Origin of the sequence: uncultured Polaribacter sp. (assembly GCF_947495205.1) — a bacterium.
GTDB lineage: Bacteria > Bacteroidota > Bacteroidia > Flavobacteriales > Flavobacteriaceae > Polaribacter.
This window is the reverse complement of record NZ_CANLXV010000006.1, coordinates 18,631-34,877: the sequence shown is the minus strand read 5'-3', so window position 1 is coordinate 34,877 and position 16,247 is coordinate 18,631. Positions and strand designations below refer to the sequence as shown.

15 protein-coding genes are annotated in these 16,247 nt (G+C 30.2%); all 15 read right to left on the bottom strand.

Annotated features, from left to right (window positions below):
• Positions 1-31: 31 nt before the first annotated feature.
• Complete coding sequence (locus Q0762_RS07285; RefSeq protein WP_298765383.1) at positions 32-694, bottom strand: ATPase; 663 nt, start codon at positions 692-694, stop codon at positions 32-34.
• Complete coding sequence (locus Q0762_RS07280) at positions 691-1,377, bottom strand: hypothetical protein (protein ID WP_298765380.1); 687 nt, start codon at positions 1,375-1,377, stop codon at positions 691-693. The genes Q0762_RS07285 and Q0762_RS07280 overlap by 4 nt, the downstream gene beginning before the upstream one ends.
• 390 nt (positions 1,378-1,767) lie before the next feature.
• Positions 1,768-2,046 (bottom strand): helix-turn-helix domain-containing protein, encoded by a 279-nt coding sequence (locus Q0762_RS07275; RefSeq protein ID WP_077811306.1) that lies wholly within the window; start codon positions 2,044-2,046, stop codon positions 1,768-1,770.
• 313 nt (positions 2,047-2,359) lie between these two features.
• A complete protein-coding gene (locus Q0762_RS07270) occupies positions 2,360-3,205 on the bottom strand; it encodes an RteC domain-containing protein (protein WP_298765375.1) in 846 nt (281 codons plus the stop codon).
• Between the two features lie 114 nt (positions 3,206-3,319).
• The gene (locus tag Q0762_RS07265) at positions 3,320-5,278 is read right to left on the bottom strand and encodes a heavy metal translocating P-type ATPase (RefSeq protein WP_298765373.1); all 1,959 of its coding nucleotides are present in this window, start codon (positions 5,276-5,278) and stop codon (positions 3,320-3,322) included.
• The gene (locus tag Q0762_RS07260) at positions 5,275-5,637 is read right to left on the bottom strand and encodes a DUF3703 domain-containing protein (RefSeq protein ID WP_070238185.1); all 363 of its coding nucleotides are present in this window, start codon (positions 5,635-5,637) and stop codon (positions 5,275-5,277) included. Before Q0762_RS07260 ends, Q0762_RS07265 begins: the two co-directional genes overlap by 4 nt.
• 56 nt (positions 5,638-5,693) lie before the next feature.
• On the bottom strand, positions 5,694-6,101 hold the full coding sequence (locus Q0762_RS07255) for a transcriptional repressor (protein WP_298765365.1): 408 nt from the start codon (positions 6,099-6,101) through the stop codon (positions 5,694-5,696).
• 3 nt (positions 6,102-6,104) lie between these two features.
• Positions 6,105-7,310: an efflux RND transporter periplasmic adaptor subunit gene (locus Q0762_RS07250; protein ID WP_070236305.1), complete on the bottom strand. Its 1,206-nt coding sequence runs from the start codon at positions 7,308-7,310 to the stop codon at positions 6,105-6,107.
• A 4-nt stretch (positions 7,311-7,314) separates the two neighbouring features.
• Positions 7,315-11,649, bottom strand: a complete 4,335-nt coding sequence (locus Q0762_RS07245) for a CusA/CzcA family heavy metal efflux RND transporter (protein WP_298765349.1) — start codon at positions 11,647-11,649, stop codon at positions 7,315-7,317.
• A 120-nt stretch (positions 11,650-11,769) separates the two neighbouring features.
• Positions 11,770-12,081: a DUF6660 family protein gene (locus tag Q0762_RS07240; RefSeq protein WP_298765346.1), complete on the bottom strand. Its 312-nt coding sequence runs from the start codon at positions 12,079-12,081 to the stop codon at positions 11,770-11,772.
• 116 nt (positions 12,082-12,197) lie between these two features.
• Positions 12,198-12,596: a heavy-metal-associated domain-containing protein gene (locus Q0762_RS07235; RefSeq protein WP_298765342.1), complete on the bottom strand. Its 399-nt coding sequence runs from the start codon at positions 12,594-12,596 to the stop codon at positions 12,198-12,200.
• 28 nt (positions 12,597-12,624) lie between these two features.
• The gene (locus tag Q0762_RS07230) at positions 12,625-14,394 is read right to left on the bottom strand and encodes an efflux RND transporter periplasmic adaptor subunit (protein WP_298765340.1); all 1,770 of its coding nucleotides are present in this window, start codon (positions 14,392-14,394) and stop codon (positions 12,625-12,627) included.
• Positions 14,384-14,875, bottom strand: coding sequence for a DUF305 domain-containing protein (locus Q0762_RS07225; protein WP_149025838.1), 492 nt, complete (start codon positions 14,873-14,875; stop codon positions 14,384-14,386). Before Q0762_RS07225 ends, Q0762_RS07230 begins: the two co-directional genes overlap by 11 nt.
• Before the next feature lie 12 nt (positions 14,876-14,887).
• Positions 14,888-15,613, bottom strand: coding sequence for a heavy-metal-associated domain-containing protein (locus Q0762_RS07220; RefSeq protein WP_298765334.1), 726 nt, complete (start codon positions 15,611-15,613; stop codon positions 14,888-14,890).
• A 74-nt stretch (positions 15,614-15,687) separates the two neighbouring features.
• The gene (locus Q0762_RS07215; protein WP_298765332.1) at positions 15,688-16,242 is read right to left on the bottom strand and encodes an AraC family transcriptional regulator; all 555 of its coding nucleotides are present in this window, start codon (positions 16,240-16,242) and stop codon (positions 15,688-15,690) included.
• Positions 16,243-16,247: the final 5 nt, after the last annotated feature.

Genomic DNA, 16,247 nt, shown 5'->3' with positions numbered 1-16,247 from the left:
TTTACAAAATTTAAACTAAATGATTTAAAAACTATTTTCGCTTATCTAAACTTTCTTTATCAAAAGCAATCAAATTAAATAATTCTCGCATTCTGGAACGTACACGAATACCATATCTGCTCTCTAATTCTTGTGCATTTAAGTTTGTAGTGGTGTGTGTTCTAATTTTACGTTTTAAAAATAAATCATAGCGAGACAAAAGTATTTCCCCCATTACATTGCAATCTTTACCAAAATGTCTTCCTGTGGTTTCTACACCTAAATCATCAAAACAATAAAAGCCATTATTACCATAATCTTCAATAATTTTAAAACCATTTTTATTAAAATTGAAAGTGATATTTCTTGCAGGGATTAGACTATGTTGATTTTGATGAGGTACAATAAACGGTAATAATTTCATTAAACTTGTTTTTCCACAACCTACTGGTCCTGACAATAAAATACCTTTGTTTGGATCTATCTTTAATTTTCTGCAAGTTTCAAAATCACGAATGAAATAGATACATAGTTTATATAAAACAGTTTCATCTTCTGAATATATTTTGAAATTTTTACCAAATAATAATTTTCCTTTTGCTTCTAAATAGATTAACATTTTTGGAAAATCGTATTTTATTTGATTTCCATTCTGTACGCCCAATTGAAATTGCACACTTCCTTCTTGAATGATATGTGGTTGTATTTTAATCATAAAGGTTCGTTGTAATTTTTATTTTTACTGGTCTTTAGGTTGTCTTGATTTTGGCTAACTGATTTTTGCGTTTCTTTATTTTTTATTTCTTCGGATTTTATCATCCAATTTTTAGCTGTTGCTTTCCAATTGACAATTATTGTTTTGCCACCAACTTTCCAATCAATACCTTGGTAATGATTAAAGAATTTTTGAGCTTCAATTATTGGCCATTTTTCTTTTCTAAAAAAATCAATTACTTCTTTTTCGTTTTTTGGCTGGTCAAGTTTATTAATGTTTTTATTGTTTCTATTAGTTTGTATATGTTTATTAATAGATACCAGTGCTTGTCCACTGCTTGTTTCATTTTTGGGACGGTTGTGTACTTCTACTTGTCCAGAGGTTGTCTCGAATTTGAGCATCTTGATTTTGCTGCCTTTAAATGGATTGTGGGATGGGTAATAAATTAGATATGTATAATTACATAATTCTTTCATACATCTATGATATGTTGATTTTGAACCTATTTTTGAATACTTCATCACTTCTTCTCGATTGATAAAAAAGACCTCCTCAAAACGGTTGATATTCCATAATTGGAATAATGCCATATATAAACTTATATGTGTTGGATTTAAACGATTGTCTTTAGAGAATTGAATGAATACACCTTTTAAGTGTTTTATGTAGTTTACGTTTTGCATTTCTACTATTTTCTGTTTTTTTACTTCTTACTTTTTTGCATTGATCAAAAAAGTAACAAAAAAATCTAGTCTTGCATCTTCGGCGGTCAAATCAATTTTCAATAGCTAAAAGAAAAGAACTCCACTTCCTTTTAGTCAGTGTCAAACAGCTTTTCTTTTTACACTTTTTTCAAATGATTGACACTCGCCTGCCAGATGCTATGACAAATGAGATGTTTACTAGCATAAAAGCATTTCCATAAATCTTAATACATTGTATTTTAACTGTATTTCAAATATTTTCAGTTGTTTTATGTAATTTACTTTTTGCATAGCTTAAACTTCTCGATACAATTTTACTGACGCATTCCGCTATGCGCAATAGGACATTAAAACCACTCGAAGTGACAATTAAAACTTGTTATGGATTCGGTTTTCTTCTAATACTTTTTGAATTTCTTCATAATCGTAATAGATAACTCCACCAACTTTAGAGTAGGGGAGTGTGCCATTAATTCTTAAGTTTTGTAATGTTCCTGGAGAAATGCTTAATAAATCTCTGACCTCTGGAGATTTTAACCATTTTTTAGGTGCAAAACCTGATTGATGGTTAATCATTGCTTTGATGTTTTCTAATAATTCGTGTTTGAATTCTTGTAAATCTTCTGTAGTAATAATAGTTGCTGCCATTTTCTAACAATTTTTGTAAAGAAGCTGTTGAATGCCCCCACATTCAAACAGCTTCTTTGGGTTAATTTAGTTCACGAGTTTTCTGTTACTATACATATGTGTTCGTGAACCTACGATTTGACTTTCGTTTGGCAAATATGATATGATTTATTGAAGTTTATACACAGGTAAAACCCAACTTGGGTGATTTTATGTACTCATTTTTAATAGGTTATATTCCTTTTAATTGTTATTGTGATTATTTATAAGAGCAACAAAAAAGTGCAAATTATATGAAAAATAATTTGCACTTAGAAACACCCAACTTGGGTGTTTATTCATCTGAATCTAACATCTTATTTTCTAGAGAATTTTTTAGTTTATCTATGAATTTAGTCTGATTCATTTTACGTGAACGGATTTCTAAAAATGTTCTGTAATAATCACCAAGGTCTATATTAAACATTTGCTCGCAAGCTGATGCCATTTCTTTAATATCTGCAGTACCACTATTTACGGAACCAGAACTATGAAGTGCATAGATAAGCTCTATTAAATCGGTTTTATTTCCAGTCCAAAAAAGTTTTGACTGCTTTTTAAATGCATTGAAATTGGTTTCCATACTATTATTGTTTTCAAGTTTATCTATTTCTCTTTTTAGATAGATGATTAACATATCATATGCCATAATAGTAGCCACAGTTGTATCGTGACTCGTAGAAAATTTATCATCTGTAAAAAATGATAATGAGTCTGGAAATAGCCTAATATCTGCTTTACCTCTCATAAAATATTCTTCATCTAAAAAAATGGCACCTCTTCTGAAATAATGATAAAATTCTAGATTATCATTAAAATAGTTTTGAAGCCTATCTATGTGATTATTGAAGTATTTTACTTGAGATTTATTACTACTTCTTGGTCTTTTACTTTCTATACTAAATAATTTGACATAATATATTAGTTTACTAAAAACATAAGGCTTCATATTTTTGAAAAAACCAATCTCTTCGTTTTTCGGGATTAATTTTTTCCTTAAAAAAAGTATTCTTATTTGTTCTAATGCTCTTTTTGTTATTCTAATACTTTCTTCTGCTTTTTCTAATACTCCTTCTGTTTCTTTTTCTAAAAAATCTAAATTATAGTCTAATTCTTTAACAATTTTTTCAATCTTTTTCAATTTTTTTCATCTGTAAAAAATCATACCAATATCTAAATTAGTATGATTTTAGTTATCACTTTATTTATCGCACATATTTATATTTCATTAATATTTAATTTATGGAGTTGTTTTTTAATTCACACTCCATTTCATTTTCTGTAATCTCACAGCATTTAAAATAGCTAATAACGCAACACCTACATCTGCAAAAACGGCTTCCCACATTGTAGCTAATCCACCAGCTCCTAAAATTAACACAATCACTTTTACACCAAATGCTAATCCAATATTTTGCCATACAATTTTTCTTGTAGAACGACCAATTTGAATTGCTTTTATCACTTTTGAAGGTTGATCTGTTTGAATAATTACATCTGCTGTTTCAATAGCAACATCGCTACCTAAACCACCCATTGCAATACCAACATCACTTGCAGCCAAAACAGGCGCATCATTAATTCCATCACCAATAAAAGCAATCTTATTTTCTGAATTTTGTTTTAATTTTTCTACTTCATTCAATTTATCTTCTGGCAATAAACCGCCTTTAGCTTTTTCAATATTTAGTTCTGTAGCTACTTTTTGCGTAATAGAATCCTTATCCCCAGAAAGCATCATTATTTTTTTAATACCTACTTTATGTAAATTGGTAATTGTTTCTTTTGCATCTTCTTTTAGTTCATCTGCTATCACAACATAACCTGCAAATTGATTATCGATTGCAACTAAAACGATAGATTCTACAATAGATTCCGTTTCAGATGGAACATCAATATTATTAGAAGACATTAAGGCTTTATTTCCTACTAAAACTGTTTTACCATTTACAATCCCTTTTAAACCTTTACCTGCAATTTCCGATACTTCTGAAGCTTGAAAATCTTTACCATCTGCTTTATATTCTAAAATAGCTTTTGCAATAGGATGTGTAGATTGTTCTTCCATTGCCATTAGGTATTTCATAAACTCTTTTTCTTCCCAATTAATGGCTTTAATTTCTTTAATTTTAAACACTCCTTTTGTTACAGTGCCAGTTTTATCCATTACCAATGTATTTATCTTGGTCATAGCGTCTAAAAATGAAGCGCCTTTAAACAATATTCCATTTTTTGAAGCTGCTCCCAAACCACCAAAGTATCCTAAAGGAATAGAAATAACCAAGGCACAAGGACAGGAAATTACTAAAAATATTAATGCACGATATAGCCAATCTCTAAACACATAATCATCTACAAAAAAGTATGGTAAAAATGTTATCGCAATAGCCAAATAAACCACAATAGGAGTGTAGATACGAGCAAATTTTCTAATGAATAATTCTGTTTTAGATTTACGAGCTGTTGCGTTCTGCACCATATGTAGAATTCGAGAAATTGAACTATCCTTAAATTCTTTTGTAGTTTCGATTTCTATTACACCATCCATATTAATGCTACCGGCAAATACTTTTTCACCTTTTGAAATCGTATCTGGCTTGCTTTCACCAGTTAAAGCTGCTGTATTGAAAGACCCTTTTTCGGATAATAAAATACCATCCAATGGAATTTTTTCACCTACACGAACTTGAATTTTCTCTCCAATATTTACAGCTTCTGGCGACACACTTATATAGTCACCATCACGAAATACATTGGCTTCTTTTGGCCTAACATCCAATAATGCTTTAATATTTCCTTTTGCTCTATTTACTGCTGCATTTTGAAATAATTCTCCTACTGCATAAAATAGCATTACTGCAACACCTTCTGGATATTCACCAATTATAAATGCACCAATCGTGGCAATAGACATTAAAAAGAACTCGGTAAAAACATCGCCTTTTATAAGGCTTTTCCATCCTTCTTTAATTACTGGAAATCCAACTGGAATATATGCTAAAGTGTACCAAACTACTCGAATCCATCCTTTAAATTGAGGAATCACATCAAAATAATCTACAGCGATACCTACAATTAACATTACAAAACTTATGATAGCAGGAATGTATGTTTTGAATGCGCTACCATCTCCGTGGTCGTGACCATCATCGTGAGAATGTTGTTCCTTTGAATTTGGTTTTAAATCTCTTAAATTGACTTTCTTTTTCTTCATTTTGAATTGAATAAATTTTTAATATCATTAGGTATAATCATAGATTTTAATGGTGGTACGTTTGCACCGCCTGTGTTACCAAGTGGCACGTGGTCAATAAATGATTTCCAACCACCAACAAGTAACCTAATAATTTGACCGAGTACTTCTTTAGTATCTTTTTGCATAAATCCAAATTTTAGCATTAGCCAATGTGAATAGGTATGTTCTATAGGGTAAGATTGCCCTATTATATGACTGCGTTCTAAATGATACCAAGCATTATTATACTGCTTATTTTCTAAACATAAACTGTATAGTTTTAATTCTTCATTATAAGCCTGTTTAAGAGGTTTAGGTATTTTAGTATTAAACTTCATATCCACTAATTTTTTATAAAAATAATCTAATAGTAAGTGCAATGGAAGTACATTTGTTATCTACTACACTTATCACAAATACCTTTTACAACCAAGTTTACATTTTCTGAAACAAAGCCATCAGGCACTTTAATTTTTGGTATTTTATGGTCTGTTAAGCAAATGGTTTCATTACAATTGTTACAATGGAAATGTAAATCTTTATTTATATCACAACTACAACCTTGTTCACATAAAGCATATTTGGTAATACCTGTACCATCATCTATTTGATGTACAATGTCTTTTTCCTCGAATGTTTTAATAGTTCTGTACAATGTAGTTCTATCTGCTTTTTCAAAAGCATTTTCAATATCACTTAATGTTACTGCTACTTGTTTCTCTGCAAGAAACTTATAAATCAATAAACGCATTGCCGTAACGCGAATATTTTTTAACTCTAATAATTGTTCTATGGTTTGCATAATCTAATGTTCGTGTTCTGCTTCGCCTTTTTTCATTTCGGCTATTAAATAATAGGCATTATTATAAGCAAAGTTTGTATTTGGTTTTATATCTTCAGAAAATTGAATAGCTATCCAATTGCCATCTTTTGCTCCTAAAAGCACTTCAACTGGTTTAAAACTCCAATCGTCATTTTCTTTTTCTGCCGAAAACACAAAAAATTTATCACCTTCTTTTACTATCGCACTTTCGGGCAATGCCATAGTTTGTGTGTTTTCTGTTTGAATTTTTCCTTGAATATACATTCCAGGAATTAAGTTACCTTTCTTGTTTTCAATTTCAGCGTGTACGTGTACTGCTTTAGGGTCATCTTCAAATGTTTTGCTTACGGAATAGATTTCTGCTGTTAATTCTTCATCTTGCATTGTTTGTATATTAAAGCTTACTTTTTGACCTTTCTTAACTTTATACACATCTTTTTCAAAGACCATTAAATCAGCGTGAACGTGATGTGTGTTTACAATTTCAAAAAGTTCGGTTTGTGGTTCTACATACTGACCTGTTTTCACTTCAACCTTTTGCACATAGCCTTCAATAGGACTGCGTAGTGAAATACTTTGAGCAATTGTTCCATTTTTAACTAATGAGGTGTTTATGTTTAATAGTTTTAATTGTGCTTCTAAACCGTTTGCCATCGCTTTTGAGGCATCATATTCAGCTTCTGCTTTTTGAAAATTTGCACCAGAGCCAACTCCTGCATCATATAATTTTTGTTGACGCTCAAAGTTCTTCTTTAAAAAATTACTATTGCTAAAAGCATTCAAATAATCGGTTTGCATTTGAATAATATTTGGATGTGAAAGATATGCCACAACTTGACCTTTATTCACTTTGTCTCCTTCAATCACTTTTATGGATAACACATTTGCACCAACTACAGAAGTTATTGCTGCTTCACTTTGTGGTGGTACTTCCAATGTGCCATTTGCTTCTACATAACCACTCATATTACGCAATGCAATGGTGTCTATCTTCATTTTTAAAGCTTCAAACTGTTGTTGTGAAAGCATCACTTCTTCGCCTTCGCTATGGTCATCGTTTTCTTCAATCTTTTGTTCTTCGTTATGGGAATGACCATCACCTTCCTTATGGCTTTCTTTATTTCCGCAAGCAACAACTAAAAATGAAACTGTTAGTAGTGCTAAAATTATATATTGTGTGTTTTTCATTGTCTTATTGATTAAAATATTGTAGTTGAAATGTGCTTTCTAAATAATTTATTAATGCTTCTTGTGCTTCTATTTCAGATTGAATAGCTTCTTTTATGAGTAGTGTAAACCTCGTGTAATCTATCTCTCCTTCTTTATAAGCAAATAAAGCTCCCAATTTTTGTTCTTTTACAAGAGGTAACACCTCCATTTTATAGAAGAACCAAGCTTTTTTCCATTTTTGATAATTCTCTTTTGATTGTTTAAACTTCGATTGTACTTCTTGTTTTTTAAACTGAATGTTGGTGTCAGCAATTTCCTTATCTATTCTTGCAGTTTTAACTTTTGCTTTATTTGTACCTGATAAAAAAGGAATTGAAATACCTGCTTGATATGTGTAAAAACCTGAATTTCCATTTACTTTTTGTAAACCACCTTGTAGGTTTAGTTTTGGTAAATTATCTGCTTTTGCTGCCTTATAATTTGCTTCTGCTTCTGCAAATTGTGATTGTGCCAAAGCATACAAAGGATGTTTTTCTGGGTTAAAAGCGTCAACATCTATTTCAGGTGATATTTCAAAATTATTAGGAACGGTATAGAAAGTATTAGTAACTAGCCATAAATTTAGTTGTTGTAATGCAATCCTAAATTCTCTTTTTGATTGCATCAACTTGTTTTTAATCTTTAGTACTTGAGTTTTAGCTGCAGAGTATTCTAATTTAGAAATAGCTTCTACTTCATAATTTAATGCTACTGCTTTTTCAAAGTTGGTGTAAATAGAATCTAACTCTTTGTATAAATTATAATTCCTTTTACTCTGTAAAGCATTTGCCCACGCTTTCTTTACTTCCAGTTCTAAATCTAATTCTGAAAGCTGAAACGCTTTTTGAGCTAACTGAATGCGTTGTTTTTGCAAATGTTTTTTTACAGAAATACCAAACACATCAATGTTGTTTTGACCAATACCTATAGTTGTATAAATGCCATTCCCATTATTAACTTCTTCACCTCCTGTAAAAATTTGAGTAGTACCAAAATCGTAAGCTGTATTTTTAAGCTGCTCTTGTTTGTTGATTTCTAATTGCTTTTGTTTCAATAAAGGGTAGTTTTCTTTGGCTAAATTCACAGCTTCTTGCATCGAAATAACTGGCAACGTATCATTGATATCTTGTGCGTTTCCTTTTGTAGGTAACAAAAAGAGAAAAACTACCATAGCTGTTGCTGCAATCATTTTTTTGTTAGCTCTCAATTTGAATGATTTGTTTTCTACCCAATGATATAAAATTGGTAAAACGAATAATGTTAACAATGTAGAAGTTAGTAAACCACCAATTACAACCGTTGCTAAAGGTCGTTGCACTTCTGCACCAGCTGATGCCGAAATTGCCATCGGTAAAAAACCTAAAACATCTGTAAAAGCAGTTAACATAATTGGTCTAATTCTTCGTTTTGTGCCTTCTATAATTCTATCTTTTAAATTGGTTACACCTTCTTCTTTTAGTTCATTTAAACCACTAATCATAACCAATCCGTTTAAAACTGCAACACCAAATAACACAATAAAACCTACACCTGCAGAAATACTAAAAGGCATATCTCTTAACCATAATGCAAAAACACCTCCAATAGTTGCCATTGGTATTGCGATATAAATCATTAAAGTTTGAGGTAATGATTTTAAGGCAAAATAAATAAGTACAAAAATTAATAATAATGCAATAGGTACCACTGTTAGTAAACGATTACTTGCGCGTTCTAAATTCTCAAAAGCACCACCATAACGTATAAAATAACCTGTTGGTAATTCTAATTGGGCATCTAACTTTGATTTTATTTCCATTACTAATGATTTTACGTCACGTCCTCTAACATTTATTCCAACATAGGTTCTCCTATTTGTATTATCTCTACTTATTTGCATTGGGCCAGCTTTATAACTTACATCTGCAATTTCACGAAGAGGAATTTGATTTCCAGAAGGTAAATTGATGTATAAATTTTGAACATCAGAAATATTTTTACGATTGGTAGCATTTAATCTTACTACTAAATCAAATCTTTTTTCTCCTTCAAAAATGATACCTGCAGTACCACCAGCAAAAGCAGATTGTACCAATTGATTCATTTTATTTATTTGAAGGCCATATTGAGCTAATTTATTTCTATTATACGTTATTGTAATTTGTGGTAAGCCAGTTGTAGCTTCGGCTTTCATATCTCCAATACCTTCTGTACCTGCAATAATTTTAGATATTTCTTCTGCTTTTTGAGATAATACATTTATATCTTCACCATAAATCTTTATAGCTATATCTTCTCTAACACCTTCTAATAATTCATTAAAACGCATTTCAATTGGTTGGGTAAATTCGTAATTTACACCAGGAATTATTTCAACAGCTTCTTTCATTTGCTCAATGAGTTCTTTTTTAGAATTAACTGAAGTCCATTCCCTTTTTGGTTTTAAAATCACAAAAATATCTGCAATATCCATAGGCATAGGATCTGTAGGTATTTCTGCAACACCAATTCGACTTACAATTTTTTCAACTTCTGGAAACTTTGTTTTAACAATTTGCTCAATCTTTGTTGTTGTTTCAATAGTTTCAGTTAATGAACTACCAGGTTTTAAAATAGCGTGAAAAGCAATATCACCTTCATCAAGTTGAGGTATGAACTCGCCCCCCATTCTTGTAAACATAAAAACAGTAATACCAAATAAAATAACAGAAACACCAATTATTAGTTTTCCTTTTTTTAATGCTTTTTCTAATATAGGTTGGTATTTATGTTCAACCCAATGCACAAATTTATCTCCATAAGATTTTTTTTCTGATTTTGGAGCTCTTAAAATTAATGCGGACATCATTGGTACATAAGTCAAACACAGCACCATTGCACCAATCATTGCAAAAATGAAAGTCAATGCCATAGGTTTAAACATTTTCCCTTCAATACCCTCTAAAGCCAATATTGGCAGAAATACGATTAGAATAATAAGCTGACCAAAAAAGGCAGCATTCATCATTTTTTTTGAAGCATCTGCTGCAACGCCATCACGTTCTTTGGATGTTAATTTCTTTTTCTTTAATATTTTTGATGCAATGAGAAAAACGGTGCTTTCTACAATAATTACTGCGCCATCTACAATAATACCAAAATCAATTGCACCTAAACTCATTAGATTCGCCCAAACATCAAATCCATTCATCAATATAAAAGCAAATAATAATGATAGCGGAATGGTTGATGCAACGATTAAGCCACCACGCCAGTTTCCTAATAAGAAAATAAGGACAAAAATGACTATCAATGCACCTTCAATAAGGTTTGTTGCTACAGTTGATGTTGTTTCAGCTATTAGCTTACTTCGGTCTAATAAAGGTTCAATTATCACACCTTCTGGCAAAGATTTTTCAATTTGAGCCATTCTAACTTTAACATTTTCTATTACATCATTTGAATTAGCGCCTTTAAGCATCATTACCAAACCACCTACAACTTCTCCTTCGCCATCTTGTGTTAATGCACCATAACGAATAGCAGCACCAAATTGTACTTTGGCAATATCGCCAATAGTAATAGGAATATTATTAGTGTTTTTTACAACAATTTTTTTTATATCATTTAAACTACGAGCTAATCCTTCTCCACGAATGAAATTAGCTTGATGATTTTTTTCGATATACGCACCACCAGTATTTTGGTTGTTATTTTCCAGTGCTTCAAAAACGTCGGTAATGGTTAGTCCAATCGCACGTAATTCGTTAGGGTCAACAGCGACTTCATATTGTTTTATTTTACCTCCAATTGCATTTACTTCTACAACACCTTCTACCATCGCCATTTGACGTTGTACAATCCAATCTTGCATCGTACGTAAATCAGTTACAGAATATTTATCTTTAAATTCAGGTTTTACTTTTAATGTATATTGATATATTTCGCCTAAACCTGATGAAATTGGACCCATAGAGGGTTCACCAAAACCAGCAGGTATTTGTTCTTTGATGTCGTTCAATTTTTCAGCAACTAATTGACGAGGTAAATATGTCCCCATATCATCGTTAAAAACAATAGTAACTACAGACAAACCAAAACGAGATACAGAACGAATTTCTTGAACATTAGGTAGGTTACTCATAGCAATCTCTACAGGATAAGTAATAATTTGCTCAATATCTTCTGTACCTAAATTTGGTGCTTGAGTAATGACCTGTACTTGGTTATTTGTAATATCTGGAACTGCATCTATTGGTACTTGGGTCATACTCCAAATACCAGCTCCGATAATGGTAAGCGTTAGCAAACCAATTATAAATTTGTTATTGATTGAAAAATCAATGATTTTATTAATCATAGTGAATATGTTAATTCAGTTAAACTTATTGATATAATTCGTAAAAAAAAATAGAATTACACGAGATTTAAAGAACCTTTAGGTTCTAAATTGGATATAATTATCCTTTGAAAAACTGAATTAAGCCCTTGGTGGCTGTAAAATTGAAGTAGTAAAGTCTTTTTCTGTACCATTTTGGTAGAAAAAGTCTTGGGTAGAAATGTAGTATGAGATAATATTTACATCTATAAATTTGAAATCTATTGTATTAATATGACAACATTGACAAATACAAAAAGGAGAGCATAAGTCTAAATCTTGATGTTGATGATCAATGTTTGTTGCTTGTAAATTTTCTGTTTTAACCTCATTATCAAGCGCAGCATAATCTTCGCAAGGTGCTAAATTAAGAGCTAAAATATAAAGCGATAATATGAAGGTTAAATATTTCATTATAGCAAAGATATAAATAAATTAATGCAATGGTTGTGCAAATAATAAAGCTTAACTAATAGTTTTGGAAGAAGTGCTTTTTTATAAAAAAAAATACACTTCTTCCCTAAACAGTTTTATTGGTTCATTTCCATAGTATGGTCATATTTACAACAACCAGGTAAATTATCATAAGCATCTAAATCTCCTATCGCTTTTTCTGTATCATAACCAGAAGCTGCAATTGCTTTATGAATAGCCATTTCATTAGTTTTACTTTCATCAAAAGAAACAGCAATTTTCTTTTTATCTACATCCCAATCTGCAGTTGCAACACCTTCAACATTGTTTGCTGCTTTTTCAATTGTACTTTTACACATACCACAGTTTCCTCTTACACCAAAAGAAATTTCTGTTGTTGCCATTTCTTTAGAAACTTCAGTTTTGTTGGTGTTTGTTTCTTTTTTACCTTCGTTTTTACAGCTTACAAATAATGTTGCTGCAATAATTACTACACTTAAAATTACTTTTTTCATTTGTTTAAAATTTAATTATTAATTTGTTTTATTGTTCTATTACTTGTTTTACTTCACCACAGGTTAACATTTTATCACCATAATAAGGATTTATTACTTTTTCTTCTTTACTTAACCAATACGCACCTTTGTTACTATTTGCCATAGGACAGAATTCTACAAACACTTTTGTGTTGATACCGAATATTTGAATTGCTTTTATTAAGTTTAAAGACAAATTTTTAAAATGACTTCTTTGTTCTTCAATATTTGATGCTTTAGAAATTGATGTTGTAGAAATTTTTATCTCTTTTACTAAAGACATCCAATTTGTATGAGTTTCGTTATCTTTTAGTAGTTTCATATCAACTTTAGATAATTTTTCTAATAGCTTTTTTGAAGCTGAAATTGATTTATTAGTTTCTTCTTTAACCAGAGCATCTTTTAATTTTATATACTCATTAAAAACTGTTTTTAATTGATTTTGAAAATCTTCTGACACTTCTATTCTCTCGTTTTTATTGAAGCTGTTTGTTATTGATGAAGTATTCTTTGCCATACCAAGATGATTTTCGTGACCTGTCATTACTTCACCACCTTTTTTATTCATCATAGATTTTTTGCCTTGTAATTGAGCAGCAGCATCTACAGTAAAAGTTCCATTAGTTACAATTTCATCTTCATTTTTTAAACCTTTTAAAACTTCGTAGTTGTCGCCAATTCTATTGCCTAATGTAATTTCGCGCATTTCAAAAACGGGAGCATTATCATTTGTTTTTACATAAACAACAGAGCGTTTTCCTGTCCATAAAATCGCTGATGCTGGTATAGAAATAATTGCTCCTTTATCGAAATTGATTCCTTTAATTTTTCCTTCAACAAACATTCCTGGTTTTAATAGGTTGTTTCTATTATTAAGTACAACTCTTAATTTTACGGTTCTTGTTTTTGTATCTAAAACAGGGTCTATAAAATCTACTTTTGCATTAATTACTTTATTGGTATTTGTTGTTATAGAAATTTCTTGACCTTTTTTAAACAAACCAATCTGATTTTCATACACATCAAAATTTGCCCAAAGAGTGTTAAAGTTTGCTATTTTAAATAAAGGTTGCCCTTGTTTTACAGACGCTCCTTCTGCTACTAATTTTTCTGAAACTGTACCAGTAACAGTTGCATACACAGGAAAGTTTTCTTTTACTTTACCTGATGTCTCAATTTGATTAATTTGAGTTTCTGAAAGTTTCCATAATTTCAATTTGTTACGAACAGCTTTGTATAATGTTGGTTGTGTTTCTTTTAAAGAGGAAGCTGTAATTAATTCTTGTTGTGCAGCAAATAATTCTGGTGAATAAATAGTTGCTAATAGTTGCCCTTTATTAACCTTTACACCTGTAGAATTGATGTTTAAACGTTCTATTCTACCAGAGAAATAACTTACTTGTATAGCATTTTCTTCTTCATTTTCTACAATTTTTCCTGATAATAGAGTTCCATTATCTTCTACTTTAGCATTACCAACAATAGACGTTTGAATGTTTGCTAAAGCCATTGCATTTTCTGTCAGTTTAAATTGGTCTGCCATTAAACCATCTGAACTATTTTCTGCAGGAATTAAATCCATACCACAAATTGGGCAATCACCAGGTTCTGATTTCATAATTTGTGGATGCATAGAACACGTCCACATTTGACTTTTTGTAGAAACTTCATTGTGATTGTGAGTTGTCTTATCAGAAGAATTTCCGAAGAAAAAATAGCCCAACAACAAACCGAAAGCAAGTATTCCTAAATAGATTGCTATATTTTTATTTTTCATTTTCTAAACGTTTTATCATCGCTTTCATTTCTTCAATTTCTCTTTTCTGCGCTTTAATAATATCTTCTGCCAATTTTTTAACTTCTGGGTCTTTAATATCAGCTCTTCCACTTGTAAGGATTGCAATTGAATGATGTGGAATCATTGCTTTCATCCAAAGAACGTCGCCAACTGTAGATTTTTGCTCACGAACCAAACCTAATGAACCTGCAAAAAGAACAAAACTTCCAATAAGAATTGCAATGTTTTTTTTCTTATTCTCATACATATTTCTCATAAAAAACCACATAATTACTGCCATTGTAGAAGTACCTAAACAAACCATATAAAAGCGTGTTAGACTAAAATATACGTGGTCAAATTCATAGGTATTTAAATACATAGTTATGTACATCGCTATAAAAGATAAACCTAACATTAAAAAGAATTTGGTGTAATTGCTCATACTTTTATTATTGTTTTTGTGTTCATTTGAATTCATAATTTTTCTATTTTAAATTGTTAACATTAATATTGCCATTATAATCATAATTGCGTTTTCTATAAAAGTAGCTTCTGTCATTGGTAACTTTAAAGCAGTACCAAGACAAGCGCATCTAATTGCTTTTTTGTCTAAAAGTGTTTTTGTAACACCAATTGTAGTAACACCTAAAATAACCAGTGTAATTATTAGGGCTACAGTTATTTCAAAACGCATTAAAAACATTAGACCTAATGCAGTTTCTATAAAGGGATAAATTTTAGCATAAATAGGAACTCTTTTTGCCAAAGGATCATACATTCTAAATGAATCTGGAAATCCTTTTAAATCTAACATTTTAAAAAAGCTAAATATAATGTAGAATAAACCCATAAAATCGAGCATAAAACTACTCCAATTCCAGTTTTTGTAGTTCAATAAAATACCTGCAGTTGTAATATAAAAGATGATTAGAAATAATGGTTTTAATTGCTCGAATTTTGATTTTTCAAATTCTTCACCAAAATCTACTGCTGGTATTTCTTTCTTTTCTTCTTTTTTTTCTGAAAGTGTATATTTTTCTGGCAAAGCATCTTTTAAAACTTTGGTTTCTATATGTTTTTCCATTGTAACTTCTGCTTCTCCTTTTTCGAGATTTACAGAAACATTGGTAACATTATTTATATCTCCTAAATATTTTTCTACAGAAGCTTTGCAGTTTCCACAAGTCATTCCTGTAATATTATACGTGTGTTTCATTATTAAATATTTTAAATTAATCTGTAAAATTACAATGAGCTTTTCTAATTTACTTTTCTAATTATGGTTCATATTTATACAATTTTGTCTAAAGACTTTCTATTCCATATCTCTGATTTTTTATAATCTGTCATTGTAATACCTGTATTATTTTTAAATTGTTTTGCTAAATGACTGCTATTATTATAATTTAAACTGTACGCTATTTCTGTAAAGTTTAAGTCATTTAGTTGGATGTGTTCTTTTACTTTTTCAATTTTGAGACTTATAAAATATTTCTCAAGTGTTATGCCTTCAGATTTACTAAAAGACTTGCTTAAAAAAGAATATGTTTTACCTAATTCGTTTGCTAATTCAGAAAGTATATAGTCTGTATCACTTTTATCAATATGTTTAATTAGTGCTATTTTAATTTTTTCCATCAAAGCTTTTGATGTCTCTTTAATAATTTCGAAACCTTCCTTTTTTAATGCCTTTTCAAGTTTTTCAAAATTATTATTGTCATTTTCTTTTATCTCAACTTTACCAAGTTCTATAGACAAGATCTGAAAACCTAAATTATTAAATAACTGATGAACAACTGTTTTACATCTGTTACAAACCATATTTTTTATATTTAGTGTTTGCATCTTTT

Coding starts and splice junctions, on each gene's coding strand:
- Q0762_RS07285 (WP_298765383.1), bottom strand. CDS start 694: ATGATTAAAATACAACCACATATCATTCAAGAAGGAAGTGTGCAATTT.
- Q0762_RS07280 (WP_298765380.1), bottom strand. CDS start 1,377: ATGCAAAACGTAAACTACATAAAACACTTAAAAGGTGTATTCATTCAA.
- Q0762_RS07220 (WP_298765334.1), bottom strand. CDS start 15,613: ATGAAACACACGTATAATATTACAGGAATGACTTGTGGAAACTGCAAA.
- Q0762_RS07265 (WP_298765373.1), bottom strand. CDS start 5,278: ATGAAGAAAAAGAAAGTCAATTTAAGAGATTTAAAACCAAATTCAAAG.
- Q0762_RS07245 (WP_298765349.1), bottom strand. CDS start 11,649: ATGATTAATAAAATCATTGATTTTTCAATCAATAACAAATTTATAATT.
- Q0762_RS07275 (WP_077811306.1), bottom strand. CDS start 2,046: ATGGCAGCAACTATTATTACTACAGAAGATTTACAAGAATTCAAACAC.
- Q0762_RS07225 (WP_149025838.1), bottom strand. CDS start 14,875: ATGAATTCAAATGAACACAAAAACAATAATAAAAGTATGAGCAATTAC.
- Q0762_RS07250 (WP_070236305.1), bottom strand. CDS start 7,310: ATGAAAAACACACAATATATAATTTTAGCACTACTAACAGTTTCATTT.
- Q0762_RS07215 (WP_298765332.1), bottom strand. CDS start 16,242: ATGCAAACACTAAATATAAAAAATATGGTTTGTAACAGATGTAAAACA.
- Q0762_RS07255 (WP_298765365.1), bottom strand. CDS start 6,101: ATGCAAACCATAGAACAATTATTAGAGTTAAAAAATATTCGCGTTACG.
- Q0762_RS07240 (WP_298765346.1), bottom strand. CDS start 12,081: ATGAAATATTTAACCTTCATATTATCGCTTTATATTTTAGCTCTTAAT.
- Q0762_RS07230 (WP_298765340.1), bottom strand. CDS start 14,394: ATGAAAAATAAAAATATAGCAATCTATTTAGGAATACTTGCTTTCGGT.
- Q0762_RS07235 (WP_298765342.1), bottom strand. CDS start 12,596: ATGAAAAAAGTAATTTTAAGTGTAGTAATTATTGCAGCAACATTATTT.
- Q0762_RS07260 (WP_070238185.1), bottom strand. CDS start 5,637: ATGAAGTTTAATACTAAAATACCTAAACCTCTTAAACAGGCTTATAAT.